20 protein-coding genes are annotated in these 24,380 nt (G+C 45.0%); 12 read left to right on the top strand and 8 right to left on the bottom strand.

The features are described from left to right. Window positions 1-17 precede the first annotated feature (17 nt). From ACP2WE_RS04495 to argZ, 4 genes are all read right to left on the bottom strand, one after another. Entirely contained in the window at window positions 18-1,208 is a 1,191-nt protein-coding gene (locus ACP2WE_RS04495; protein ID WP_425214396.1) for a putative 2-aminoethylphosphonate ABC transporter ATP-binding protein, read from the bottom strand. 128 nt (window positions 1,209-1,336) lie between these two features. Beyond that, window positions 1,337-2,458 (bottom strand): putative 2-aminoethylphosphonate ABC transporter substrate-binding protein, encoded by a 1,122-nt coding sequence (locus ACP2WE_RS04490; RefSeq protein ID WP_425214395.1) that lies wholly within the window; start codon window positions 2,456-2,458, stop codon window positions 1,337-1,339. 141 nt (window positions 2,459-2,599) lie between these two features. Continuing rightward, complete coding sequence (locus ACP2WE_RS04485; protein ID WP_425214394.1) at window positions 2,600-4,297, bottom strand: iron uptake porin; 1,698 nt, start codon at window positions 4,295-4,297, stop codon at window positions 2,600-2,602. Between the two features lie 302 nt (window positions 4,298-4,599). Then, window positions 4,600-6,708, bottom strand: a complete 2,109-nt coding sequence (gene argZ / locus ACP2WE_RS04480; protein WP_425214393.1) for a bifunctional arginine dihydrolase/ornithine cyclodeaminase — start codon at window positions 6,706-6,708, stop codon at window positions 4,600-4,602. 829 nt (window positions 6,709-7,537) lie between these two features. Between argZ and ACP2WE_RS04475 the strand changes: the two genes are divergently transcribed. The 5 genes from ACP2WE_RS04475 to ACP2WE_RS04455 all read left to right on the top strand — a co-directional run bounded on the left by ACP2WE_RS04475 (window position 7,538) and on the right by ACP2WE_RS04455 (window position 12,534). Then, a complete protein-coding gene (locus ACP2WE_RS04475) occupies window positions 7,538-8,218 on the top strand; it encodes a hypothetical protein (RefSeq protein WP_425214392.1) in 681 nt (226 codons plus the stop codon). Between the two features lie 3 nt (window positions 8,219-8,221). Further along, a complete protein-coding gene (locus ACP2WE_RS04470; protein ID WP_425214391.1) occupies window positions 8,222-9,796 on the top strand; it encodes a spermine/spermidine synthase domain-containing protein in 1,575 nt (524 codons plus the stop codon). 9 nt (window positions 9,797-9,805) lie between these two features. Then, window positions 9,806-10,891, top strand: a complete 1,086-nt coding sequence (locus ACP2WE_RS04465) for a lipid II:glycine glycyltransferase FemX (RefSeq protein WP_425214390.1) — start codon at window positions 9,806-9,808, stop codon at window positions 10,889-10,891. 5 nt (window positions 10,892-10,896) lie between these two features. Next, on the top strand, window positions 10,897-11,760 hold the full coding sequence (locus tag ACP2WE_RS04460; RefSeq protein ID WP_425214389.1) for a DUF350 domain-containing protein: 864 nt from the start codon (window positions 10,897-10,899) through the stop codon (window positions 11,758-11,760). 276 nt (window positions 11,761-12,036) lie between these two features. Beyond that, entirely contained in the window at window positions 12,037-12,534 is a 498-nt protein-coding gene (locus ACP2WE_RS04455) for a DUF1648 domain-containing protein (protein ID WP_425214388.1), read from the top strand. Window positions 12,535-12,540: 6 nt separating this feature from the next. Here the strand turns inward: ACP2WE_RS04455 and ACP2WE_RS04450 are convergent, their stop codons facing one another. Next, the gene (locus ACP2WE_RS04450; RefSeq protein WP_425214387.1) at window positions 12,541-13,665 is read right to left on the bottom strand and encodes an iron-containing alcohol dehydrogenase family protein; all 1,125 of its coding nucleotides are present in this window, start codon (window positions 13,663-13,665) and stop codon (window positions 12,541-12,543) included. 422 nt (window positions 13,666-14,087) lie between these two features. On the opposite strand from ACP2WE_RS04450, the gene ACP2WE_RS04445 reads away from it, so the two are divergent. The 4 genes from ACP2WE_RS04445 to ACP2WE_RS04430 all read left to right on the top strand — a co-directional run bounded on the left by ACP2WE_RS04445 (window position 14,088) and on the right by ACP2WE_RS04430 (window position 19,124). Then, on the top strand, window positions 14,088-16,694 hold the full coding sequence (locus ACP2WE_RS04445; RefSeq protein WP_425214386.1) for a PAS domain S-box protein: 2,607 nt from the start codon (window positions 14,088-14,090) through the stop codon (window positions 16,692-16,694). Between the two features lie 37 nt (window positions 16,695-16,731). Next, the gene (locus tag ACP2WE_RS04440) at window positions 16,732-17,832 is read left to right on the top strand and encodes a hybrid sensor histidine kinase/response regulator (RefSeq protein WP_425214385.1); all 1,101 of its coding nucleotides are present in this window, start codon (window positions 16,732-16,734) and stop codon (window positions 17,830-17,832) included. Between the two features lie 101 nt (window positions 17,833-17,933). Beyond that, window positions 17,934-18,494, top strand: coding sequence for a hypothetical protein (locus tag ACP2WE_RS04435; RefSeq protein ID WP_425214384.1), 561 nt, complete (start codon window positions 17,934-17,936; stop codon window positions 18,492-18,494). 21 nt (window positions 18,495-18,515) lie between these two features. Continuing rightward, window positions 18,516-19,124, top strand: coding sequence for a hypothetical protein (locus tag ACP2WE_RS04430; protein ID WP_425214383.1), 609 nt, complete (start codon window positions 18,516-18,518; stop codon window positions 19,122-19,124). Between the two features lie 93 nt (window positions 19,125-19,217). Here ACP2WE_RS04430 and ACP2WE_RS04425 read toward each other — a convergent pair whose 3' ends face one another. Together ACP2WE_RS04425 and ACP2WE_RS04420 are read right to left on the bottom strand one after the other, a co-directional pair. Further along, a complete protein-coding gene (locus tag ACP2WE_RS04425; RefSeq protein ID WP_425214382.1) occupies window positions 19,218-20,447 on the bottom strand; it encodes a vWA domain-containing protein in 1,230 nt (409 codons plus the stop codon). Further along, window positions 20,444-21,073 (bottom strand): MerR family transcriptional regulator, encoded by a 630-nt coding sequence (locus tag ACP2WE_RS04420; protein WP_425214381.1) that lies wholly within the window; start codon window positions 21,071-21,073, stop codon window positions 20,444-20,446. Before ACP2WE_RS04420 ends, ACP2WE_RS04425 begins: the two co-directional genes overlap by 4 nt. A 55-nt stretch (window positions 21,074-21,128) precedes the next feature. On the opposite strand from ACP2WE_RS04420, the gene ACP2WE_RS04415 reads away from it, so the two are divergent. Then, the gene (locus ACP2WE_RS04415) at window positions 21,129-21,455 is read left to right on the top strand and encodes a cupin domain-containing protein (RefSeq protein ID WP_425214380.1); all 327 of its coding nucleotides are present in this window, start codon (window positions 21,129-21,131) and stop codon (window positions 21,453-21,455) included. Window position 21,456: 1 nt separating this feature from the next. Here the strand turns inward: ACP2WE_RS04415 and ACP2WE_RS04410 are convergent, their stop codons facing one another. Then, entirely contained in the window at window positions 21,457-21,750 is a 294-nt protein-coding gene (locus ACP2WE_RS04410; RefSeq protein WP_425214379.1) for a TIGR03792 family protein, read from the bottom strand. A gap of 78 nt (window positions 21,751-21,828) precedes the next feature. On the opposite strand from ACP2WE_RS04410, the gene ACP2WE_RS04405 reads away from it, so the two are divergent. Then, the gene (locus ACP2WE_RS04405) at window positions 21,829-23,469 is read left to right on the top strand and encodes a PP2C family protein-serine/threonine phosphatase (RefSeq protein ID WP_442778035.1); all 1,641 of its coding nucleotides are present in this window, start codon (window positions 21,829-21,831) and stop codon (window positions 23,467-23,469) included. A 156-nt stretch (window positions 23,470-23,625) separates the two neighbouring features. Beyond that, entirely contained in the window at window positions 23,626-24,324 is a 699-nt protein-coding gene (locus ACP2WE_RS04400; protein ID WP_425214378.1) for a GDSL-type esterase/lipase family protein, read from the top strand. The last annotated feature ends 56 nt before the right edge of the window (window positions 24,325-24,380 follow it).

The raw sequence follows: 24,380 nt of genomic DNA, 5'->3' as shown, positions 1-24,380 counted from the left end.
CCAATTCAAGGTGTCATTTAGACGCGATTGGGAAAGATTTGAATATGCTGGGCAGGAAGTTGAATTCTTAAGGACGTGCCTAAATTCAAATCAATTTGTTGGGCTTGATGAATCGAGACCTCAATGGTCACGACGGATTTAGAATTCCCATCTGGGCGCAGGGTGAGGTGATACACCGAGCCGAGAAATTCTATGCCTTCGATCTCAGCGGATAAAACATTCGATGCAGCCTCATCCTCTTCACTACGATCGCATAGCTGAATTGCTTCGGGACGAATGGCGATCGCGATCGGGCTATTTACAGAAAACTCTCCAATGTTTGCATCGAGCAAGATATTCCCACATCGCACTTGGGTCTCGGAAACAACTTCGCCCGTCAAAAGATTGGTGGAACCAATGAAGTTTGCCACAAAAGGATTGCTGGGATTTTGGTACACGACACGCGGTGTTCCCACTTGAGCGATCGAACCTCTGTCCATCACCACAACGCGATCGGCCATCGTCAAGGCTTCCTCTTGATCGTGGGTTACCATTACCGTTGTCACACCCAAACGCTTTTGTAACTGGGTAATTTCGACGCGCAAACGATTTCTGACCTTGGCATCCAATGCCGAGAGCGGTTCGTCTAAAAGCAGCAAGCTGGGCGATAGGGCTAAAGCTCTGGCTAAAGCAATCCGCTGTTGTTGACCTCCAGACATCTGGGCGGGATATTTTTGCCCAAATCCTTCTAAACCGACAGTTTCCAATAATTCTTTGACGCGCTGGTCAATTTGAGGCTTAGGCATGGGCGTGTTTTGCAACCCATAGGCGATATTCTGTGCCGCAGTCAGATTGGGGAATAGGGCATAGGATTGAAACACAATGCCAAAATCGCGCCTAGATGGAGGTAAATGGGAAACATTTTTACCCCCTTGAATTACCCGCCCGCTAGTTTGTTGTTCCAATCCCGCGATAATTCGCAGTAGGGTGGTTTTGCCACAACCACTGGGGCCCAACAGGCAGACAAACTCTCCAGCATAAACATTAAGACTGATATCGTGGAGGGCGACAAATTGCCCAAATGATTTGCGAATGTTCTGAACTTGGAGATAGGGTTGTCCGAGGTCTTGTTGATGGGTTGAATCCCCCAAAGAAGCTGTACGTTCTTGTTTTTTGAGGGATTCCTTTGATTGCGCGATCGCATCTATCCGTTCTGGAGAATTTGCCATAACTTTTTGTGGGAGCTAATAAAATGGGATAAAACGATGAGAGATAGTCCCCTGTGGTTCCACAAGTACTTATGGGATAGGCACAGGGACACTATCCCTACAGATCGATTCTATTCAAGATATTTGCTTTACTTCTTTTTAGGCTCAGATTTGGAATCGTATCGCTTCGTCCATTCTGTCAGGATCGCATCGCGATTGGCAGCAGCCCATTTGAAATCATTTTTAGGATATAGCTGCTTGATCGGATCCTCTGGAAACCCCTCAGGAATGGGAACATCCGTTTTAACCGCAGTCAAAGGAAAGTTCTTGGCATATTTCTTAGAGATTTCAGAAGAAATCGCCCAATCTAAGAAGGTTTTCGCCGCAGGATTAATATTGGCTTTCTTAACCAGTGCGTTGGCTTCAATATCCCATCCCGAACCTTCCTTAGGAAAAACGGGTAGAATGGGTTCTCCAGCTTTTTTCTGTTTGACCGCGCGATAGCCAAAGGAAATCCCGATCGCATATTCACCCGAACCAGCGAGTTTACAAGGCTTAGACCCAGAATGCACGTACTGGGCAATGTTTTGGTGTAAAGCATCTAGATACTTCCAGCCTTCGGTATCGCCCATCATTTGTAGGATAGCAGAAACAGAAAGAAAACCAGTTCCAGAGGAAGCGGGATTGGACATGACGATCTGTCCCTTATACTCAGGCTTGATCAGATCTGCCCAAGATTGAGGGATCGGTAAATTCTTTTTCCCAGATTCCACGGTATTGACGCAAAAAGCAGATTCCCAAGCATCGATCCCAACCCAATGTGGTGGGTTTTGACTGTCTTTAAATTGGGGTTGAACGGCTTCAATGCCTTTGGGTGCATAGGGCTCTAGTAGTCCTTGCTTGTCTGCAACAAGTAAACTAGAGACTGCAAGTCCCCAAACCACATCAGCGGTAGGGTTATCTTTTTCTGCCAGTAGCTTCGCAGTCACTACACCCGTAGAATCGCGAACTTTGTTAATCTTGATATCTGGATATTGTTTCTCAAACAAAGGTAAATACTCTGCCAACTGATCGTCTTCGAGAGCCGTGTAAACGGTAATTCCACCTGAAGGCGCTTTAGCAACTTCTGTGGAGGCAGGTTTTGCAGATGTACTGGATTGTGGCTTATTTTCTGGGGTTTGTGTCTGAACGCAAGCAGTTACAAATACGGTTAACAGAAACACAGATAAAGCTCTTAAGGCAAAACGCACCCACTTTTTATAGATAAGCATAATGAAATACCTGTATATGGATTTCTTAATTTGTTAGGATTCACGCTCATTTCTCTAAAATGCCAAAGAGAGCAGCAAAGACTACTCTCTTGATTTGCTATCTCAATTCCTGCAATCTAGGACAATCTCTGTTATCTCCACTTAGAAAGTAAATAGCGTTCTGATCGTTCCTACCCAAGTTGTGGGGTTCCCATTATTATGGTTGGGGTTGAACACAGCAAAGATAGCTGGGGTAATCGTGATGTTTTTGCTGACCCTGAAACCATACTGAAGTTCCAAGAGGTAAGAGGTGTCAACATCGGTTCTTCCTGCAAAAGAGTTGGAAGTTACCTTTGGCGGCTGACCAAATAGGATGCCGCCTCGGTTACCCTCAGCAAACAAGTCTGGGAAGGCAAAATTGATAGCCCAGTTGAACAAACTTGCATTGTTGGAGCCCCCTGACTCTTGCCGCGCGTTCGCAAAACCGATCCAACCGCCAAAGTTAAAGGCTTTAGATACCTGCCAGTTAAATTGAGCACCATAGCGATCTGTTGAAGTGTCTACAGCACCAAAAGGTGCGCCACCAAAAGAACTGCCAGTGCTGCCGCTCACGTTCACGATCCCACCTGGTTCAAAGGCTCGTACATAAGCTAAGCCAATTTTAATCTCTTTTGCAGGAGCAAAAACTAGTTGGATGTTTGCAGAATAACCACCATTGGTTAAACCGCCTTGACCAGTAGCAGAACCAGCGGTGAAAGTCGTACTCCCATTATTTGTCTTGGCTAGGTAACTTGCAACAATTGTAAATTGAGAACTGGGCTTGAAAACCAGACCAGCTCCAGCACCCGACGGAGCGCGGAAAAGCAACGGATCGAAACGACCAAATCTTGATAAAGCACCTCTGTCGCTGCCTTCAAAATATGGGTTAAGCGTATCGGCGATATCATCGGGATCGAGAGCATTCGCTCCTAAATATCCCACCAAGTTCTCGCCAATTGGAAATCTGTAGTACAACTTATCGAGTTCAAAGCCACCGCCAGTATCTTGGGCAAATGCCAGACGAGCCATGTTTGTGTTTGTTGCCCCACCAGCGCCCAAGTTAGGATTATTCCCTGCTTGCAAACGGGTGCGAAGCAGATCTTTGCCAGTGAAACTGGTGTCGAAGTTTAAACGAGCGCGGTAAGAAAAGGTAAAGTTGGTGTTATCCACGACTCTATTTGCAGCAGGTACGGATGTGGATCCAGTGCCACCCCATGTATCAGCAAGAGCAAAAATTACGGTTGCATATAGTTTGGTGGTTGTGGAGAACTGTTGAGCTTCCAACTTAGTTGTTTTTGCTTCTAATGCATCTACACGACCTCTGAGGGTGGCAAGTTCAGCAGCAAATTCTTCTTGTAATTTTTGGAGTGCGGCGAGGTCTTCTTTGCTGACCTTATCTGCTAAACCAGCCGAAATAATTTCGTTAATCTTGTCTAAGCAAGCATTGAGACCAGCGGCAAATTCGTAACGAGATAGGGCTCTCTGTCCGCGATAGGTGCGATCGGGGTAGCCTGCAATACATCCATATCTTTCCACTAAAGACTGCAATGCTGTAAATGCCCAATCCGTCGGTCTCACATCAGAGAGTTGAGAAACAGAGGTAACGTTCTGGGAGGTCTTGAAGTCTTCGACAGTTAAAGGCTGAGCTAATTTGTCAGCATCAATTTTTTCAACAGTACTGGTTACATTCGCGACATTCTGAGAAGCAGCGTTTGTGAAAACTTCATTCGCACTTGCGCTACCAATATTGAATGCTGGAGCTAATAGAACCGAGGCAACCACAAACGGTTGTATAGAGAACTTTCCTTGATAAAATACCATGACATTTCCTCACACTTTCAGTCATCATACTTTTGCACCAGCTTCCATAATTTAAGTTTGGGTTAAGCTTCGTTTATGCTTTTGGTTGAATTTCAAAATCTCTAAATTTAGCCAGAGATTTAGTTTCAGGGAATATTCTGGACATTGAAGATGCATTACAAAAGATATGCTTCAAAAGGGGTGAAGTATGAGCACAAAAAACAGGGGAAATTCTTTTTCTTGGAAGCGAAAGCATGCCCGCAATCCAGATGGAATTCCCCCTGCTTTATTAGGTTGGAAACTGTCTGATTAAATGTTTTCCTCTAAGCACTTACTTGCGTAATTGGGCTCACAAGTTTCTTTAACTGTTGAACCAACAAGCTCAAGAATAATCCCACATCTGTGACAACACCGACGGATTCTACGGAGCCGCGATCGCTGAGCTTCGTTACGACCGCAGGATTAATGTCCACACACACCATCTTGACGCCCGCTGGAGTCATATTACCGACTCCAATCGAATGTAGCATCGATGAGAGCATCAAAATCATATCGGCTTCACGAATCTGCTCAGCATACTTTTGCTGGGCTTTAATCAAATCCATCTCTGTGTCTGGCAAAGGTCCATCATCGCGAATGGAGCCTGCTAATACAAAGGGAATATTATGGGTGACGCATTCATACATGACACCAGACTTGATGACACCTGCTTCAACGGTTTTTTGAATGCTGCCGTAGCGACGTACCATATTAATCACCTTCAGATGATGGCGATGACCACCACGCACGCTAATACCACGTTGCAGGTCTACACCCAATGAAGTTCCTAATGTAGATTGCTCGATGTCATGAACCGCGATCGCATTGCCACCCAAAAGAGATTGCACATAGCCCTCACGGATCAAATAGGCAAGATGCGGAGATGCACCCGTGTGAACGATTACTGGCCCACCAGAGACGACTACCTTACCGCCGCGATCGCGAATCTGGCGCAATTCCCAAGCAATCTGTTCGACTATCAATTCGACGCGTCTCTCACTAGAGACCCCTGCACCCATAAATGAGAACTCTTTTTGCAAATTATCGCGAGTTTCCTTTTTATGAGCAGTACGAATACCGTCAACGCCAACAACGACACTTTCACCAACTTCTAGATCGCGTAGAAGCTTGCAGGTTGCTGTCGGTTTACCATCTTTAGTGGTTACCGCGATCGCGCCATCCATGCGCTGCTGTTGGCATCGAATCCATTCGCAACCCACCCGAACTTCTGTGGGATAAATTGTGGAAACATAGAAGTCGTCAGGAGCAACACCTGCTTGGATAACAGGCTCTAAAAGCGCATCGCAGACTTCTACTTCAGGTAATACGGCTCCCATGTCGATCAACTGACTCATGATCGATGACATCACGTCATGAGAAGGTGCAGAAACCCGAATTTTTGCCTGTGAAGTACTTTGCTTTTGCGTACCGAGATTGAATTCTAAAACTTGGAAACTGCCGCCACCTTCGTTGACAAGATCTAAAGCGCGATTGACAATGCCCGAATCCAGCAAATGTCCGTTCAGTTCAATGGTGCGCGACTCTACGCCGATATGCTCGGTGTGCAAAGGTGCAAGCGGTTCCGTCACTCGTAAGGTCAGGCATTTCGCAGCACCACCCGCTTTCAGAAACTCTGTGAGCGGGGTTTCGACTACCGTAAATCCACAGGCTTCCAATCTCTTTTTGAGCGGATCGCTGGCTTTATTCATGACGACCGTGCGATCGACATTCACGGCGTTACAGGAAAAGGTAATGGCATCGGCTTCTTCGATCGCAATGCGTTTGTGTTCGGGCACGCGCATCTCAATCAAACGATTGGAATAAGAGTCAAAGGCTGGTGGGTAATAGAGTAGATATCCATCTAGTAAGGGGCAAAAGCAAGTATCTAGGTGATAAAAGCGATTGTCCATCAAACGTAGGGATAACACTTCGATATCTAGCCATTTTGCTAAGTAAGGATGAGAATCAAGCTCAGAGCGAAATCCATAGCCTGCCCACAACCAGCGCCCCTCGCGATCGAGGAGAGCGTCGCCTGCGCCCTCAAAAGGCAGATCCTTGGGTAATTCAAAGACTTCATATCCTTTAGACTCAAACCATTCCTTAAAGTAGGGCTCTTCACCCTGCCGCTCTTTATGAAAAAAACGACTGAGGACGACTTTATCTCCTAAAACCAACCCTGCATTTGCAGTAAAAACCATGTCGGGCCAGCCTTTTTGAGGCTTTACTAGGTCCACTACGGCTAAATCTTTGAGGATGCGGTAGAGTCCTTCCCATTGAGAGGCAGCGCGATCGCGACTAGAACGATGTACGTTCCCTTCCATCCAAGGATTGATCACGTAATCGACGTCGTAGTGATCGGGGGAACACATTAAAATACTTATTGGGGCGGTCATAATCAAGTTAAAAGCTGACAAGCATTCATGATAGCGGTTTAATTAGGAGATTCTCCACTTTGGAGCATACTTAGTACCAAATGTCATCACCTCTTGATATGACATTTCAGGGATTTGCGTGAGAGTATCTAGGGTTTATCCGTCTTACAGGCAAAGTACTTAACGGCAAGGAGCATATACGCAAAAGGATTCCTAGTTTTGTTTAGATGGTGATGTTTCCTCGTGAAATTTTGATAGTGCAGCAATTTTCAGCAGTGTATGAATTTCAACGGTTTTACCTAGAGGAATTGAATGACGATTTCCTTGGAATTCAATTGGCAAAATATTTTGAGCAAAACTCGTTACAATTCGCAAGAATTATAGATGGAAAACATTGCTGAAAGTTTCAGGACCGCAACAATTGATTGTAAAGTTATGTAATAAATCCAAGTTTTCTCCATATTTCTCTTGCAGATTTTCTTTGATTCCGCTAAATTAATTTGTAGGGCTATCCTATTCCCCCCCGTGTAGCCCAGCTATCCCCGAAATGGCTACTGTAGTTGAAAGACTCAGGCGCAAATCAGCATACCTAAACCGACGTTACAAGGGCATGGATGTTGCTGATGCCGAAGGGATACTTTATATTTTACAATAGAATATTTTTGTAATGCTAGAGATAGTTTTTTAAGCTCTTGTTGATTGAATGTTGCGATCGCAATCCCACACAGTACATGAGATTTGTGCTTTATCTAGAATTGTCGGATCGATTTATGAATTGACCCGATTATGTACAGATCTTCGAGATATTCTTAGTTATCTAGATTTAGAAATTCAGTAGGGCAAGATTTTTATGCCTAGCCTTTTTACTCAAGCACAACTGCGTCGGCTGCGACCAGGCGATCGCGTCACCTATGGGGGGGGTGTCCAGTGGGATGTCCTCGATTACAGTACCTATACAGATCCGCAGGGCTACGAGACTGAGGAATGGGAACTCAACTCTGGTGGTAATACCTGCTATTACCTACTGCGCGAAGTCGATCCCGCCAATCCTGAGACCTCTGTAAATTGGTACTTTTCCCAAGAAATTAAAATCGAGCAGGTCGCGAGCGAGCATCCTGGGGACAATCTGAAATTTAGTTTGTGGCGATCGATGCGCGAGGGCGAGCACCCCCATGAAAGACTAAGGGCTTTGGGGCGAGACTACTTTTTTGAGTCTAAGACCACAGGGACTTACGTTGGGGGGGAGAAAGGTGCAACCTCTCGCACGACTTGGGACTATTGGGACAGCGATCGCCTCTGGAATCTTGCGATCGAAGCTTGGGAAGATGGCGGTTTATATGTTTACTCCACCAAAAAGGTCGATCCGAGTGATTTTTCAGAGATTGAAAACTCGGAAAAGTCTATGACTTCTATGCGTTATGCCATGGCTTCGGCGCCAAAACGGAGCAAACCCAAAAAGACATGGCAGTGGGTTGCCGCTTGGTCTTTGACGATCTTGGGCATTTGTCTCATGTTATTTGGAGGTTGGTAAGGCATGCCAGCTTCGTTATTTATCGAACATTGCCCGAATGGACTTGCCTTTTATATCAATGGGGAATTGCAGTTTCATACCGAAGACGAGCAGATTTATCATGAATATTTGGTGATTCCTGCGATCTCTTTGGCAGTCAAACGATTTCCTCAAGTGCCTTTACGTGTCTTGATTTGTGGTGGGGGCGATGGCTTAGCGGCGAGAGATGTGCTGAGATTTCCAGAAGTGAGCCACATTGACTTGGTGGACTACAACCCCGATGTTTTGGAATTGGGCAGGACGGTATTCTCGGCTTTTAATCAAAATAGTTTAACAAATCACAAAGTGACTACTCACTCGCAGGATGCCTTTGAGTTTTTAGAGAATATCGTTACAAATGCTCCATCCCACGATTTCTACCATGTGGCGATCTGTGACTTTACCTACCCTAGTTCCGATGCTGAGACAAGAGTCAAAAGTCAAGAATGGTATGAACTTCTCTACCAAGTTCTTTATCCGCAGGGTATTGTAGCCGAGAATGCTGTTTCTCCCGAAAAAGAGACATTAGGATTTTGGTGCATCTATCAAACTATGTGGAGTGCAGGTCTACAGCCTAAACCAATGGTGATTTCCATTCCTTCATTTCATCGTCATGACTATGGGAAATGGGGCTTTTTTCTGGCTAGCTCTGGTCAGCCGATCGCTAAATCGGAAATCTTGAACGCAGAATTCCCAAATAATTTAAAAACCTTTAGCCTAGAGAATTTTCTTTCAACCTTTATTTTTGAGCGGGCGATCGCTGACCAACGCACGCAAGTTCCCATTCATAGCCTTGCAAATCCTCAGATCCTTTACTATTTGCTCAATCCTTTGATTCTAGATCCCAGCCTCGATCTGACCGAAAAAACACTACCAGATGGAACATGTAACTTCTTAGAGATTTCAGAACTCGACGAGCTAATGAGTGTGACACGGAGCTTGATTTGGCAGGATGAATCCGAAAGGAAAGAGCTAAATGCCGATCCGCTTAAGCTGGAATCTTTGGCGAGGCATTGGCTCATCCAAATACAATCCTCTCACCCTCAGATGCGTTCTTTTTTGCCTTCTCTTTTGCCAGTTCAGCATCCTTATCACACGCCTAAGATGACTGCATCTTGGCTACAGTCAACCCAACAGTTCATCGCGCAAATCGATTTGCCTCGCTTACTCCAGACAATTTTGGAACGCGGGAAAGCCTTGCCCAACCATATTCGCAATGACTTAAACCAACTTCTCACCAAGTTGAAAGCATCAGATTCGGGAACCTCGACGGAATTCAAGCGGGATATGCAAGAATTCCAACGTTGGGAGCCTCAAACAACCGACCAAGAATTTTCCACTGTTCCGACCACAATCGCTAAGTTGATCGCTGCCCTTAGTGTGACCTTATTGGTAGCCAACGTAATCGCACCTGACTCTGTGTTTGCTAAAGGAACTTATTATGGTGGGTCTGGCGGATCCAGTAATGGCGATGATTTGAGCCCTGGTCTACTGGGTCTGTTTTTAACCATGGGGGGTGTAATTTGGCTCATTTGTCTTGTTGGTGATGAAAATTCATAAGAAAAGAATTTGTTGTATTTTGAGCCTTTAATCGAAAGCGATCGCCATTTGTGGGATGACTTTGTCAAATCCCATCCAAATAGTTGCTTTATGCAATCTTGGACATGGGCAAACTTTCGAGAATTAGAAGGCTATAAGACGTTTCGATATGGGCTTTTTAGTCGTCAGTTATCAGTTGTCGGTGGTCAGGTGTCGGGAGCAGAAAGTTATCAGTTACCAGCTTCGTTATCCCATTTGGAAGTTAAAAATCTAGTGGGTGGTTGTATTCTGCATCTCTACGCTCAGAGATCTCAGTCTAGTTTGTTAATTGCTACAGGGGGACCATTGTTTTTGCCAGAGTTCGCTGCTTTGGGGATGGTGTTGTTTCTAGAACTTGCCGCAAAGATATCTGAGTCCTATGGTGCGATTGCCTTGCGTATAGAGCCGTTGTGGCAAGAGAAGCCTGTGTGGTTGCCAAAAGATTTTGTGCGATCGCCTGCGGATCTGATGCCCAAAGAAACGCTCTTAATCGATCTGCAACCAACTTCTGACCAAATGCTAGCAGCCATGAAACCCAAAGGGCGCTATAACCTGCGTCTGAGTCAACGATATGGGGTTAAGACGGAATTCACTACGGACGAACAAGCGATTGCGTTGTTTTACGATTTGTTTTGGGAAACCGTGCAGCGACAGGAGTTTTTTGGCGAACCCTTTGGCTTTTTTATCAATCTTTGTCAGACTTTGTTTCGCGAGAATATGGCAGAAATTGGTTTGGCGTGGTGGCAAGGGGAATTGCTGACAGCGATTCTGGTCGTTTATTGGGGCGATCGCTGCACCTATCTCTATGGTGGACGCACGGACAAGAATCCGCAGGTGATGTCGAGTTATGCCTTACATTGGGACGCCATGCAGAGAGCGAAACTGAGGGGCTGCAAGGTTTATGACTTTTATGGCTATAGTTCTGACCCAAATCATAATTACGCCAAGTTTTCTCAATTTAAGCGGCAATTTGGTGGCACAGTTGCAAACACAATTGGGGCGCAGGATTATTTTTTCTACGATCGCCTAGCCGATACAATCATAGAATTATTCAACAAATTAGAAACGCTGGAGTAGCCCCCATGGAAAGAGTCTGGCAAGAACTTAGTCGTGTCCCTCTCGTACTAACCGAGATCCTCCTTGGCTTTGCGCTGTTTTGGGTGGGGCAGTTCGCTTACCAGAAACTATTTCGGCGCATGGAGTTAAATCTACAGCTATTTGTGCGCGACAATGTGGCGGTGGCGATCGCTTTGGTGGGCTATTACCTAGGTATCATTGTCGCCCTTGGCGGCGTATTGAGAAAAGATACGGGTAGTTGGCTTGAAATACTGATGAACTTAGCTAGCTACGGCATTATGACGATTTTGCTGATGTTATTCAGTGCGTGGATATGCGATCGCGCGATCTTGTGTCGTTGTGATTGTGCTAGAGAAATTGAAGAGGAGCATAATCTGGGCGCGGCTTCTTTAGAAGCAGGATGCCATGTCGCCACTGGTTTGATTTTGAGTAGTGCGATCGCTGGAAACACTGGCACGGTATGGGTAAGCTTAGTCTGTTGGCTCTTGGGCTTGGCAACTCTGATTTTGGCGAGTCTAGCCTACCCAAGGATTGCGGCTTACGATGTATTTGGGGAGATTCAAAAGCGGAATAACCCTGCGGCGGGTGTTGCGTTTGCGGGGCTGTTGATTGCCGTAGGCAATGTGATTCGCGTCGCTTTCTTGCCAGAGTTTGAAAATTGGACGGTTAGTCTGACAATCTACGCCTTAGCACTACCTTTTGGGTTAACTCTGCTCGTAGGGATTCGTTGGTTGGCTGACCTCATCCTCGTTCCTGGGGTAAAAATCTCCGATGAAATTGTGCGGCAAGAAGTTCCCAATCTCGGTGCGGGTTTAGTAGAAGCCTTTGCTTATATTGCAGGTTCCTTTTTAGTGGCATGGAGCTTCTGAAATTGCCTCTATTCGTCCGTGTCAGTCGTTTGGGGAGGGCGAGAGTCGATTTCCCAGCAGGCTCGAACTGTTGCACCTTATAGGAATTGCTGGCGGAAATATCCTTTTCAAACTTTTGCTAAAAGTCATCGACAGAACATAACAATTCTTTTAAGCTGATCGTTAGGGTTAGTAGGCTGTTCAATGATTGAATAGATTTGGACTACCAACTCAGTCTTTTTTTATTTCCTCCTTTTTTATTTCCTCCATTAAAATTGATATTTATAGAGGTACTCAATGAAGTTTCCTTTTTATGGAATTCTGGTTTTGCTGGGTTTGGCGATCGCGCAGGTTGTCTATTATTTCCCCTTGCTTCCCGACACGGTGGCATCGCACTTCAACGCTGCTGGTCAAGCAAATGGGGCGTCATCTAAAGCTGCCTATTTTGGGCTCTATTTTCTGGTCGTAGCGATCGCGATCGGAATTAGCCTTGGTCTTCCAAATCTACTCAATCTCTTTCCGATTTCTATCATCAATCTACCCAATAAAGAATATTGGCTCTCTGACGATAATCGCCATAGTTCGATCGCCTATCTCAAGCAGAGCTTTGCATGGTTTGGCGTGATTACCCTATTGCTGGTCATCTTTGCCTTTCAGCTTACTTTTTTGGCAAACCTCGATCCTGCGAAATCTTTCCCTTCTGTTTGGTTTCTTGTCGGTTTGGGCGCTTATCTGATCGCGATCGTGGTCTGGACAGTAGCGCTATATAAGCGCTTTGGAAAGCCCCCTGCCTAATCCTCTTTAGACTTTGACTCCAACTGGACTAGTTGTAGACACCATTGCAGCTAAAACCCGATCGGGAACAACCTCAAAAGGCATCCGATGAATATCAGAGTTGGGTTGACAGGTAATCGCTGCAACGGTTTCCAATTCTGCCAAGGTCACGTCTTTTAAACCCAAGTCAGACAAGGTTTTAGGCAAACCAATCCGATCGTAAAACTTGAGTAATTGCTGTCTTGACGTTGCTGCAAGTGCATTTCCTTGAAATTCTTCCAGTCGTAACTGTACCAAAATGCCATAGGCAACCTTTTCGCCATGGAGCGTACCATAGGCTTGGGGCAAATGCGTCAGCCCATTATGGATGGCGTGAGCCGCCACCGTTCGGCAATTAGCACCCCCCAACCCACCGATCGCACCTGCCAGACAAACCGTAGCATCGACAACCTCTTGCCAAACAGCACTCTGGGGATTTTGTATTGCTTCTACAGATTTTTGTAGCAAAATATCCCGTAAAATTCTTGCTTCTTGCACCGCCGCAATTACCAAGGTGCGATCGCTATGCCCACTACTGACCGATGCCTCGTACCACTTGGCGATCGCATCTCCAATGCCAGCCACCAGAGTGCGCTGTGGCGCTGTGGCGATTAGGTCGTAATCTACCAGCATCATGTTGGGGCATTTTGGCAGGGAGACATCGTAATCAAACGCACCTGCTGGGGTGTAAACATTGCTTAAAGCCGTCCATGCCGCACAGGTAGCGGCCGTTGTCGGAATCGTAACAATGGGTAATTTGGATTGATAGGCAATTAACTTCGCCGTATCCAACACTTTGCCACCCCCTACGCCCAAAATCACATCAGGCTGATGCGTGGCGATCTCTTGGTGTAGGGATGCCAAACTTGCTTCGGTGCAACCTTTAATGCTTGGGGCAAAGATCGGTTGAATTTCTGCTGCTTCTAAGCTAAATGGTTCGAGCTTGGCTTCAAACTTGGATCTTGCCGTGGCACCAGAAACAACCAACGCTTTTTTTCCGCCTTGTCCCCCTAAAGCGAGGAGATGCTCGGCTAACTGAGACAAAATGCCCTGCCCGCGCAGTAGTTGAGCTGGAGCGATCGCAAGCATAGGAAGAGGTTCGGCATCGATCATAGTTTGTCATTTTTCCCGCAATTAGTGTTCGTATTGTCTAACCTGAATGATTCATCTTGAGGAGAGAAAAAGAGCCTAAAACCAATTAGAATTAGGCTCTTCAGAATATTAATGCCAGTATTTTCTTATGACAAAGTGTTTTGAGAACCAGATTTCGATTTTTACCAAGAAAAACGATTAGAAATACAGTTTTCTGAGTAAAAACTGAGTACATGGCGATCCTCAATGAGTTGTACTTCATTGTAGTGCAGGCAAACGAGCTTTCAGTTCATATCGCGTTTGTAACCTGCTGGCAAAGTAATCGTCAATGGGCAAATGAGGTACTTTAGCTAAAATTTCTCTGGATTTTCAGTAATTTCAGCTAAAGTAATTATAAATAGTTAATAGAGAACGATCGAAAGCAGCTTCACTAGTCAAAAAGTATGATGCTTAGACAGGCAACTTTTGAAGAGATTTGCGAACAGTACAATGTCGCAATCGCAAGCTATATTTCGGGTGATGAGGCATTCTTGTATTTAGAGAGAGCCTATCAGATCGGTTGTCTGGCGATCGAAGCAGGACTAGATATCACCGAACTCAATCGCTTACACAAGCGATCGCTGCGTCGTTGCTGCCAAAATCTCTTAGATCGCGAAGCAATCTTTGCTGCGGTCGAAAGGGGTGCCGATTTTTTTGCCCACTGTCTCTTACCCTTTACAACAACAGTGCCTGAAGTCAAATTGTCTGATTTACAGCAACTGAATGTTGAGTTAGAGGAACGCGTCGAGCTGCGCACGCAGGAATTAACCCAGCTAAATCAGCGATTGCTGGTAGAAATTACCGAAAGGCAACAAACTGAAGCTGCCCTCAATTTGCAATTAGAAAGGCTAAATGGACTCTATCGCCTGGTCTCTGCCCTCAATCAAACCGAGACATTACAGGATATCTATAAAGTTGTATTGGAAGGGATTCGTGACACGCTGAAAATAGAACGAGTTGCTTTACTGATCCCCGACAGCGATGGCATTGGTCGCTATCAGGCTTCTTTAGGTTTGAGTAAAGTCTATACCCAGGCTGTTGAAGATTACTTTACGGCTATCAATGAAAGACAGGAAACAGGAACATTGATTATTCCTGACCTTGAAAATCAAGAGGGCGTTGAATTTTTGGATGCGATTAGAGAAAAGGAAGGAATTAAAGCGATCGCTTCCTTTCCAATGCGATATCAGAGCAAAAAACTAGGTAGGATTTCTGTCTATTACGATACACCCCACCAATTTGCTGAGGAGGAAATTCAACTCGCAAAAACTATCACCACCTATGCCTCTGTGGCTATTACACGAAAAACCACCGAATTAACGCTCAAAAAACAGTTGGCGGCAATGGAGACTTCGGCAGATGGCATTGCGATCATGAACGCACAGGGGGAATACACCTACTTAAACCAAGCTCATGCCCATATTTTTGGATATGACAGTGCCGAGGAATTAATTGGTAAAAATTGGCTAAACCTCTATAGTTCCGCAATCGTACATTTCATTGAATCTCAGGTGCTGCCTTCAGCCCTTGAGATCGGCTATTGGAATGGCGAACTGACAGGAACTTGCAAAGATGGTTCGGGATTTCCCCACGAACTATCTCTCACCCTATTGGCCGATGGTGGCAGTGTCTGTATTTCTCACGATATTACCAAACGCAAGCAGGCTGAATTTGAATTACGTAAAGCCCAACAACTCTTACAAGCAATTTTAGATAACTCGCCTTCTTCGATCTTTGTCGTAGATTGGCAAGGCAAATATATGCTGGTCAATCGCAGCTACGAGCGCTTGGTAGCAAGAACCGATCGCGAACTGATGGGTAAAAATGTCACAGATGTCTGGCAGCCCGAAATTGCCGCTGCTTTTATCGACAGTTACATTGGCATTATTAAATCAAGACAGCCTAGCGAAGTTGAAGAAATTATTCCTCATACAGATGGGCTTCGCACCCATTTTACGGTGAAGTTCCCACTCATGGACGATCGCGGTATTCCGTATGCAGTATGCGGAATTTCTACCGACATTAGCGATCGCAAAAAATCTGAAGCCGCAATGCGTGTTAGCGAAAACCGATTGCAAACCATTGTGAGTAATATTTCTGACGGTATTATTATCGTAGAAGAAAATGGACATATTATTTTTGCTAACCCATCAGCGGAAAAGCTTTTTGGCATTCAGTCCCAAGGTCTAATTGATTCTTACCTAGAGATGCCAGAGCAATTTAGTCAGCCCACAGAGGTGGAAATTGTGCGCGCTAACCAAAAATTGGGAATCGGCGAAATGCAGATGGTGCAAATAGAGTGGGATGGTTCACCCGCCTATATTGCCGCAATTCGAGATATTACCGATCGCAAGAAGGTTGAAAAACAAATTCAGCGATCGCTTCAAGAAAAAGAAGTTTTACTTAAAGAAATTCACCATCGGGTCAAGAATAACTTGCAGGTAATTTCTAGTTTGCTGTCCATTCAATCCCGTCGTTTATCCGATCGTCAGAGTCTTGATGCTTTGACAGATTGCCAAGAACGCATCCTTTCGATTGCCTTGATTCACGAGCAACTTTATCAGGCTAAAGACTTATCTCGGATTGGCTTACACGAATATATTCAGAATTTATCAAACCGACTTGCTGTTACTTACTCCAACCATGCTGAAAAAGTTAAGCTGCGCTTAAAGCTTGCTCCCATAACTGTTAATATTGAGACGGCAATGCCCTGTGGTTTGATCGTAAATGAACTCATTTCAAATTCGTTTAAACATGCTTTCCCAAACCAAAGATCGGGAAAAATTCGCGTTGAGTTAGCTCAATTAGATCCAGAACGCCTAATTTTATCTGTAAGCGATAATGGTGTGGGACTACCCGGCGATTTGGATACCCTCACAACCCAGTCATTAGGGCTAATGCTGATTAGAAAACTGGCTAGACAGTTGGAAGGAGTAACAACGTGGGACTATTCTACTGGCACTAAGTTTCAGATTGTGTTTAAAGGACTTGACTACCGTGCTCGACTCTAGCGAGGTTGAAACCTGCAAGGAATATAGGTAAATATCGATGTCAGCGACTAAAGTATTAATTGTCGAAGATGAAAGTATTATCGCGTTAGACATTGAGGATATCTTGTCATCGCTAGGTTATCTCGTTTTAGGTACTGTCGAATCAGGTACAGAAGCGATCGTGCAGGCAGAGGCAACCCGCCCAGATCTGATCTTAATGGACATTAACCTCAAAGGAAGCGTAGATGGTGTTGAGGCAGCTAAAGAAATTCAATCGCGCTTTCAAATTCCAGTAGTTTATTTAACTGCATTTGGGGATGATGCCACCTTAAAGCGAACTGCCTCCACAGAGCCCTATGGATATATTCTGAAGCCAATTAAAGCGAATGACATCAATGCTACCCTCAAGATGGCACTTTCTCGTCATTGTGCCGAAAAACGCATCCTCGATGTGGCTTTGCAGCAACAAGCTCAAGGACTACTTGACCTGCATACCCTATATACAGGAACTGTGGCGCATGAGTTGCGCGCTCAATTAGCAGCAGTTCAATTATCCTCTGATATTTTGAAGTTTCATTATCAGCAGATATCAGAAGCAAGAAAGGCTAAGTGCTTTTTGCGAATTCAAGCGGCAATTCAAAACATGACCATTTTGCTGGATGAGTTAATCGTTTTTAGTCAAAACAACTATAGTGACATTCAATGTCAACCAGTTAACTTAGATATTGTGAGCTTTTGTGAAGAGCTGATTGAAGAAGTGAAACTCATTTCTCCACCGCATATAAGTATTGAATTGGCGAATAATTTGGCAAATCCCTTGATAAAATTCGATCCTAAACTGCTCAGACATATCTTAGTTAATCTTTTGTCCAATGCCGTCAAATATTCTCCCCAGGGTGGTGCGATCGGCTTGACACTGGATCGACAGGATCGTCAACTCAGCCTGCAAGTAAAAGATCTGGGAATTGGGATTCCACTAGAGTATTTATCTAAAATGTTTCAAATGTTTCAAAGAGCGGCGAATGTTGGAGATATCAAAGGGACAGGGATAGGATTAGTCATTGTTAAGCAATTTGTCGATGCCCATGGAGGTCAAATTGAGGTTGAGAGCGTTGTGGGGCAGGGCACAACCTTTACTGTGACTCTACCCATTCCCTAAGTCACACAAATCACAAACGATTCTACTGGAACATCTTCTGTCATTCTGTTGTCAACCAGTTCGTCGAAGAAACTAACCTAGTTATGATTTCGCTACTAGATATGGCACATCTGAAGGCTTTTTTTCCTTTCTCTAACCAAAACCCCAAAAAGACAGAGACTTCACTTCATGGTTTTGCATGCTATGGATCTTGGCGCAGGAACTTTGCGATCGCCTGTTTGGTGGGGCTGACATCTATCGTTTCTGGGTTTGACCGAGCGTTTGCAAATCCATCTCAATGGTCTACATTCTCGACTCCCACTCCGATCGCTCAGGCTGATATCGAAGACCGAGAAAACTTTAGACCTAAAGATCTCAGTCAAATCGAAGTAATCATTGGAGAAAAGCCAGGTGTGTTGGTTATGGGAGCTTTTGGTAGTGCTGAGGCTGGAGAAGGGGCTAGAAGTGAAGAATCGCTCCAGATTAGATTCCTAGGTTTCGATCGCGCGATCGCCCTACTTACTCGCACAGGTGGGGGAGATGACTCTGTGTCTGGACTGCGCTATCGTATCGAACTGGTCAAACAGAAAAATCAGTTGTGGCGAATTATTTGGGTTGGCACACAGACAAAGTGTCAACCAGAGCGAGGTCATCAAGATTGGTCGAGCCAACTATGTAGCTAAGCGATCGGGAAACTTAGGAAAATGAAACTCAAACAGACAATGTCGATCGCGATTTTAGGGGTTTTGGCTGTTTTAACAGGCTGTCAAGAGGCTCCTGTAAACTATCCTAGCGATTATCGTGGCATCCAGTTAAATCCAAGTAGAGCAAGCTTACAAGATATCCTTAGGGCTGAAATTAGCAAGCAAAGTAAGCTGTCTGGGACTAGCCTTAAGTTGCGATCGCTGACGGCTTTTGATTGGGACAAGGTTTATATCTTTCCGCCCTATACATCTGTTGATGAAATCCAAAAATCCTTGGGTTTTCCATGGAAAGCCGCCGAAAGCAGTCGAATTTTTGAGAGGGAGGATATTAGCCTCTTGGTTTTTGTCAAGCGCAATCAAGTGGTGCAATATTTGGCATATCCCAGAAGCAAAGGAGATTTTGCCGACATCAAAGCCCTGAATGGCTTAACTCCAGACCAAGCAGCGTTTGCGATCGCGATTTCTGCCGATTCAAGATTGCTTGTGCGTTTATCTTCTGATTGCGAAAAAAATGCTCAAACGACTAGTTCTCAGTCAGTCCAATCGCCGTCGCGCCAATCTTCAACAAAACCCTCTACCTTCTGTGCGATCGACAATGTCAAAAAGTGATAGCCATTTCAATAGCCTTAGATAAAGGGTTGTAGATTTTCTTATCCCGAACTGAGATTAGGTAATGCTTTTTAGAAAATGGTATGCGATATCTCAGAAATTCTGACTATTTCGGGTGGTATGACCTTGAAATTTTGCTCTTTTTCGCGCTCTCAAAATCGTATTGTCATCTAGGTCGGACTCAAGTTCTTTAAGCGCTTTCATTTCCGCCTCCATACCGCCAAATTCATAGGCAGCGCATTCACCGATCGTCTTGTCGATCACTTGTTTTGCCGCTGCAATATCTCCGCGATCGATGTTTCTAACCACTTCATCCTTTGCTCTAGCTGCCATGAGTTTGGCGACTTCTCTCTGTACCTCTTTATTAAATGGGAAATCATCCAATTGCGATTTTTTGACTGCGCTCAGTTGCAAAGTCGTCTCGAGTTTTTGCCTTTGAGCTAACTCTGGGCTGTTCCATCTCAGGGTGAATTCGCACAATTGCGTATTCGTTGACACCTCAGGAACCTTTAACCGTAAAGCTACCATGATGGGATTACCAAAAATCAGATTCGGTAATTGATACGAGCCCGTGGAGTTCCGATCGAAATCGTTAAACACATCAAGAACTTCGACCCCATTTTTTGGTACTAAGGTCAAACTGACTTTGCTGCCAATGGTTGCCATCAGTCCTTGCAGTTCAGTTTGGAAAATATTGGGTAATTGTTCGGCAAACTCGATGAAGTAATAATTGCCATTGCCACTTTTTGCCATCGCCTCCATCAAGTCTTCGTTGTAATCATCTCCAATCCCCATGGTTGTGGTACTGACACCTAGTTTTGATAACTTGTGCGTATCTGTGGCAATCACATCGGGATTGGTTTCTCCCAGATTTGCCTGACCGTCAGATAGTAAAATCACGCGGTTTAGGTGGGTAGGATTTAAATGCTGGCTGACTTGAATGCCACCCTGTCTCCATCCTTCATGCAATGCCGTACTTCCACCAGATTGAATGCGTTGGATATTCCTAACCATCTCCGATTTATCGGTTGCTAGGGTACTAGGTACGATCGCTTCGATCTTGTCGTCGTAAATCACTATGCTAACGCGATCGCTGGGTGTAAGCTGCTCCACCGCAAAACAAGCTGCCTTCTTGGCAAATTCAATCTTTTGTCCGTGCATGGAGCCAGAGCGATCCACAACCAGACTGATATTAAGCTGTGGTCTGTTCTTTTCGATCTGAATTGCAGGAGGCACAATTTTGATCAGCAGATCGAGCGTGATGGATGCATCGGTACAAACAACCTCGCGCAGAGGGACAAACTGGATACTGGGTACATTCATGGTTTTCCTTTCCTTTGGCTTTCAATAAAATCTGTAAACTCACGTTCTATTCGTTGCAAGAGGCTTTGTTGTTCGCTCGTACTCTGAGGACTGTGAAAATCAGATCGGATATGTATCTCTAATCCCTGCTGGATTTCTAGCCGAGTCCATTCAGAACGATTTGAGCGAGAAGGCTGAGCGTTCGCATAACTTAACGAAGTCTTGTCAGCCACTTTTGCTGAAGATTTACGATGAATACTTTCTAGAAAAGCGATCGCAGGATTGGCAGGTGTAACATTTAATTGAACCCCTCCTGCTAGAATTCCTTCTAGTTCGTCATTTGTTTTTGCGATCGCAATTTGACCGATTGCAGAAGCACTAAAACCCTCAGCTAACAGGCGACGCACGACCAGAAATTGTAGTAAATGGCGATAGGTATAGACCGCAAACTTGCCATCTTTGAATGGTTCGTCGAGCATACTCTGGGTCGTGTAGTGTCTGAGCAGTCGAGGTGTAATTTCCTCCTTAATCTTATTCGAGCCTCTTTCTACTGGCAAGAATCTGGGCAGAAACGAATTAACGACTTCTGCAAATTCATCAAGTAACCAAGTAGGCTGTTTTGTAGCTAGTGCAAGCAAATCTTCCATGCAAATAATATATAGCTAACAATCTGGGTTGTCAATAACAATGCATAATGTCACTATGGCTAATATCTTTAACCTTCCCCAAGTACCGATTCCATCAGAGCTGTTTGAGCCACTAGCATCAGGTGATGGCATCCTGATCGAGCGGATTATTTCCAGGGGGCAAATTACACCCGAGGGACAATGGTACGACCAAGATACAGATGAATGGGCGATCTTGCTTCAAGGTGAAGCCGAAATTGCCTATATGGATGGTTCGCGACAACAGTTGCGAGTAGGCGACCATATCCTGATCCCTGCCCATCAAAAACATCGCGTTGCGTACACGAGCGCCGAACCTGTCTGCATCTGGCTTGCCGTGCATGGGATGATGCAGGCAGCCTAATTTAATGGAAGAACTTCCGTACTTGGTACTGCTGGCTTTCAAGTAAAGGCATCGTGAGTTCGCCCATTTGTTTTTCTAGGTAATCTACCTTGGCTTTGGGAACTGCTTCCCAAGCTTGGCGGCTTGCCCATCGAATCACCAAGACGACATCGGAGGTAATCGGATCGATCCAGACTTCTTTCCCTAAAAAGCCCGAAAATTTTTGCATTTCCTGCGTCCATACCTCATCATCCTTGCGAATAAAGGCTTCTCGCAAAGATTCAGGTACGTGAAATTTCAGCCATTCGATCATCATTGTTTTTAGATTTGTGCGATCGCAGCTAATTGTATACTGACTAAATGGCTTGTTCGCTAGCGTATGTAGGAGTTTATTGTGAGTAGTTTGACTCTATGGTTGCTAGGGGCTATAGCTGGTTTAATTACGCTTTTGGCTATGGCTTTGTATCTCGGCGATCGCGAACGGCAGAGGCTTCAAGATACTTTGCGCCAAAGCGAAGCCACGAGTAAAGCACTGATGTCTGCCATGCCCGACCTGTTGATTCGGATGAAGGGAGATGGCACCTATTTGGGAATTGTTAGTAGCGATCGCCTTTCTGTATTGAATCCCGAACTCTCCTCAGCGGGGGATGTCAGTATCTATGACATCCTCCAACGCGATATTGCCGATCTACGGATGCACCATATTCGCAAGGCGCTCCAGATGGGCGAAATGCAAATTTACGAACAACAGATTGACATCAATGGTCAAATTCAACATGAAGAAGTTCGGATCGTGATCACTGGTGACAATGAAGTTCTCAATATCATTCGGGATATCACCGATCGCAAGCAAGCAGAAGAAGCCCTGCGCCACAATGAAGAACGCCTGCGCAGTCTGATTTCAAATATTCCTGGGGCAATTTATCGCTGTAAAATGGATGCTGTTTGGCTCGTCGATTTTATGAGTAATTCCATTCTAGATATTGCTGGCTATCCTGCTGAAGATTTTATCGAAAACAGAGTTCGAACTCTTGAGAGCATCATTGATCCCGACGATCGCGAAATGTTAACGCAAACGATACGCGAAGCTCTGGCGAAACAACAGCCTTACCAAGTGGAATACCGTATTTTGCACCAAAATGGATCTGCGCGATGGGTACAGGAGCTGGGTAAAGGCATCTTTGCCGCGAATGGAAAGCCACTGTACCTTGATGGGGCAATGTTTGATATTACCGAACAAAAGCAGGCAGAGGCGATCGCTGCCATGAACGAACAATTAAAAACTGAAAACCTGCGCATGGGTGCGGAACTCAATATTGCCCGCCAGATTCAGCAGATGATTTTACCAAAGCCTGAAGAATTAGCGATCGAGGGGCTGGACATTGCTGGCTATATGGAACCTGCAGATGAGATCGGAGGTGACTATTACGATGTCCTCAATACCGATGGTGTGGTGACGATCAGTATTGGCGATGTCACAGGGCACGGGCTCGAAAGCGGTTTGCTGATGCTGATGGCACAAACGGCAGTGCGGACGCTTAAAGAAGTGCGAGAAGAAGATCCAGTTCGTTTTTTGTCAACGTTGAACCGCGCCATTTACAAGAATGTACAGCGAATGGACTGCAACAAAAACTTATCTCTGTTGATTCTCAACTACATCGATGGCAAAGTTAGTATCAGCGGTCAACATGAAGAAATGCTGGTGGTTCGTAAAAATGGCGTTGTCGAACGTGTAGATACCATCGATCTTGGATTTCCGATAGGGCTGGATGATGATATCGACCAATTTATCAATCTAGCGATTACGGAGGTACAACCTGGTGATGGTGTTGTCCTCTATACCGATGGCATTCCTGAGGCGATCGACATGGACAAAAAGCAGTATGGCGTTGAACGGTTGTGCAGTCAGGTTAGCAAAAATTGGGAAAAATCTGCCCGTGAAATCAAGTGGGCAATCATCGATGATGTTCGACAGCATATAGGCTTACAAAAAGTGTTTGATGACATTACACTACTCATCCTAAAGCGCCTGTAATTTAATTGCCTCATTTTGATTATGAATGTAATCCTAGCGATCGCTAAAACAAAAAATATAGCTCAAGAAATATTAAGTAATAACGCTTAATTGCGCTAATCTAAATGTAGTTTTATGAAGTTTTGACTCCTACATTTTTGCTAAGTGCATTTTCTGATGACTTTAAACCTTCTGAAAGCTCCCACCATCTCTTCTCGCTCCCATCAACCTCTAAGGGTTACTGCCTTTGGCGATAGTTTAATCTATGGCTATGGCGATCCCGTTCATGGAGGTTGGGTGGAACAACTGCGGCGGCAATGGATGGGTATAGAAGCAGGTCATGTCCTCTATAACTTAGGAGTAAGGGGCGATACGGTTGCTCAGGTCAATCAACGCTTAGAGCAAGAATTTTTACTGCGGGGCGAACTCCGAAATAGGATTCCCGATTTGATGATTTTGTCCGTTGGCGTGAATGATTCTGCAAGAGTTGGCAATCGCGAAAGTAGAACGATGACGGATTACGAACGCTTTTCTTTAGAAATGGTCAACTTGCTTGACAAAGCGCAGAATCTCTGTCCTACGATCTTTGTAGGCATGGTTCCCGTCGATGAATCGAAAATGCCTTTTTTGGACTGTTTGCACTTCAATCATGACGATCAGTTTCGCTATAAAGAAGCGACTAAATCAGCTTGCCAAGTCAGGAATATTCCCTACTTAGATATCTTCGATCTATGGCAAGAGAGGGGGCAAGCTTGGATGAGCGATCGCATCTGCCAGGACGGTTTGCACCCAAATACAAACGGTTATCTTGCCCTCTTAGATGATATTTGCAATTGGCAACCCTTGATGCAATTGGAGCAAGTATCCGCGTTGTAATCTCCCATGCAGGGAAAGGGGGCAAATATAGTAGTAATACGGACAGGAATTTGGGG

It is taken from the genome of Tumidithrix helvetica PCC 7403, from assembly GCF_965232925.1.
GTDB lineage: Bacteria > Cyanobacteriota > Cyanobacteriia > Pseudanabaenales > Pseudanabaenaceae > Tumidithrix > Tumidithrix helvetica.
This window is presented reverse-complemented; position numbering and strand designations above follow the sequence as displayed.

What these genes read in the sequence shown, in the direction of transcription:
- ACP2WE_RS04455 (WP_425214388.1), top strand. Translation starts at nt 12,037, where the DNA reads ATGAAGTTTCCTTTTTATGGAATTCTGGTTTTGCTGGGTTTGGCGATC.
- ACP2WE_RS04450 (WP_425214387.1), bottom strand. Translation starts at nt 13,665, where the DNA reads ATGATCGATGCCGAACCTCTTCCTATGCTTGCGATCGCTCCAGCTCAA.
- ACP2WE_RS04490 (WP_425214395.1), bottom strand. Translation starts at nt 2,458, where the DNA reads ATGCTTATCTATAAAAAGTGGGTGCGTTTTGCCTTAAGAGCTTTATCT.
- ACP2WE_RS04435 (WP_425214384.1), top strand. Translation starts at nt 17,934, where the DNA reads ATGGCACATCTGAAGGCTTTTTTTCCTTTCTCTAACCAAAACCCCAAA.
- ACP2WE_RS04425 (WP_425214382.1), bottom strand. Translation starts at nt 20,447, where the DNA reads ATGAATGTACCCAGTATCCAGTTTGTCCCTCTGCGCGAGGTTGTTTGT.
- ACP2WE_RS04445 (WP_425214386.1), top strand. Translation starts at nt 14,088, where the DNA reads ATGATGCTTAGACAGGCAACTTTTGAAGAGATTTGCGAACAGTACAAT.
- ACP2WE_RS04495 (WP_425214396.1), bottom strand. Translation starts at nt 1,208, where the DNA reads ATGGCAAATTCTCCAGAACGGATAGATGCGATCGCGCAATCAAAGGAA.
- argZ (WP_425214393.1), bottom strand. Translation starts at nt 6,708, where the DNA reads ATGACCGCCCCAATAAGTATTTTAATGTGTTCCCCCGATCACTACGAC.
- ACP2WE_RS04420 (WP_425214381.1), bottom strand. Translation starts at nt 21,073, where the DNA reads ATGGAAGATTTGCTTGCACTAGCTACAAAACAGCCTACTTGGTTACTT.
- ACP2WE_RS04440 (WP_425214385.1), top strand. Translation starts at nt 16,732, where the DNA reads ATGTCAGCGACTAAAGTATTAATTGTCGAAGATGAAAGTATTATCGCG.
- ACP2WE_RS04415 (WP_425214380.1), top strand. Translation starts at nt 21,129, where the DNA reads ATGGCTAATATCTTTAACCTTCCCCAAGTACCGATTCCATCAGAGCTG.
- ACP2WE_RS04485 (WP_425214394.1), bottom strand. Translation starts at nt 4,297, where the DNA reads ATGGTATTTTATCAAGGAAAGTTCTCTATACAACCGTTTGTGGTTGCC.
- ACP2WE_RS04470 (WP_425214391.1), top strand. Translation starts at nt 8,222, where the DNA reads ATGCCAGCTTCGTTATTTATCGAACATTGCCCGAATGGACTTGCCTTT.
- ACP2WE_RS04460 (WP_425214389.1), top strand. Translation starts at nt 10,897, where the DNA reads ATGGAAAGAGTCTGGCAAGAACTTAGTCGTGTCCCTCTCGTACTAACC.
- ACP2WE_RS04430 (WP_425214383.1), top strand. Translation starts at nt 18,516, where the DNA reads ATGAAACTCAAACAGACAATGTCGATCGCGATTTTAGGGGTTTTGGCT.
- ACP2WE_RS04400 (WP_425214378.1), top strand. Translation starts at nt 23,626, where the DNA reads ATGACTTTAAACCTTCTGAAAGCTCCCACCATCTCTTCTCGCTCCCAT.
- ACP2WE_RS04475 (WP_425214392.1), top strand. Translation starts at nt 7,538, where the DNA reads ATGCCTAGCCTTTTTACTCAAGCACAACTGCGTCGGCTGCGACCAGGC.
- ACP2WE_RS04410 (WP_425214379.1), bottom strand. Translation starts at nt 21,750, where the DNA reads ATGATGATCGAATGGCTGAAATTTCACGTACCTGAATCTTTGCGAGAA.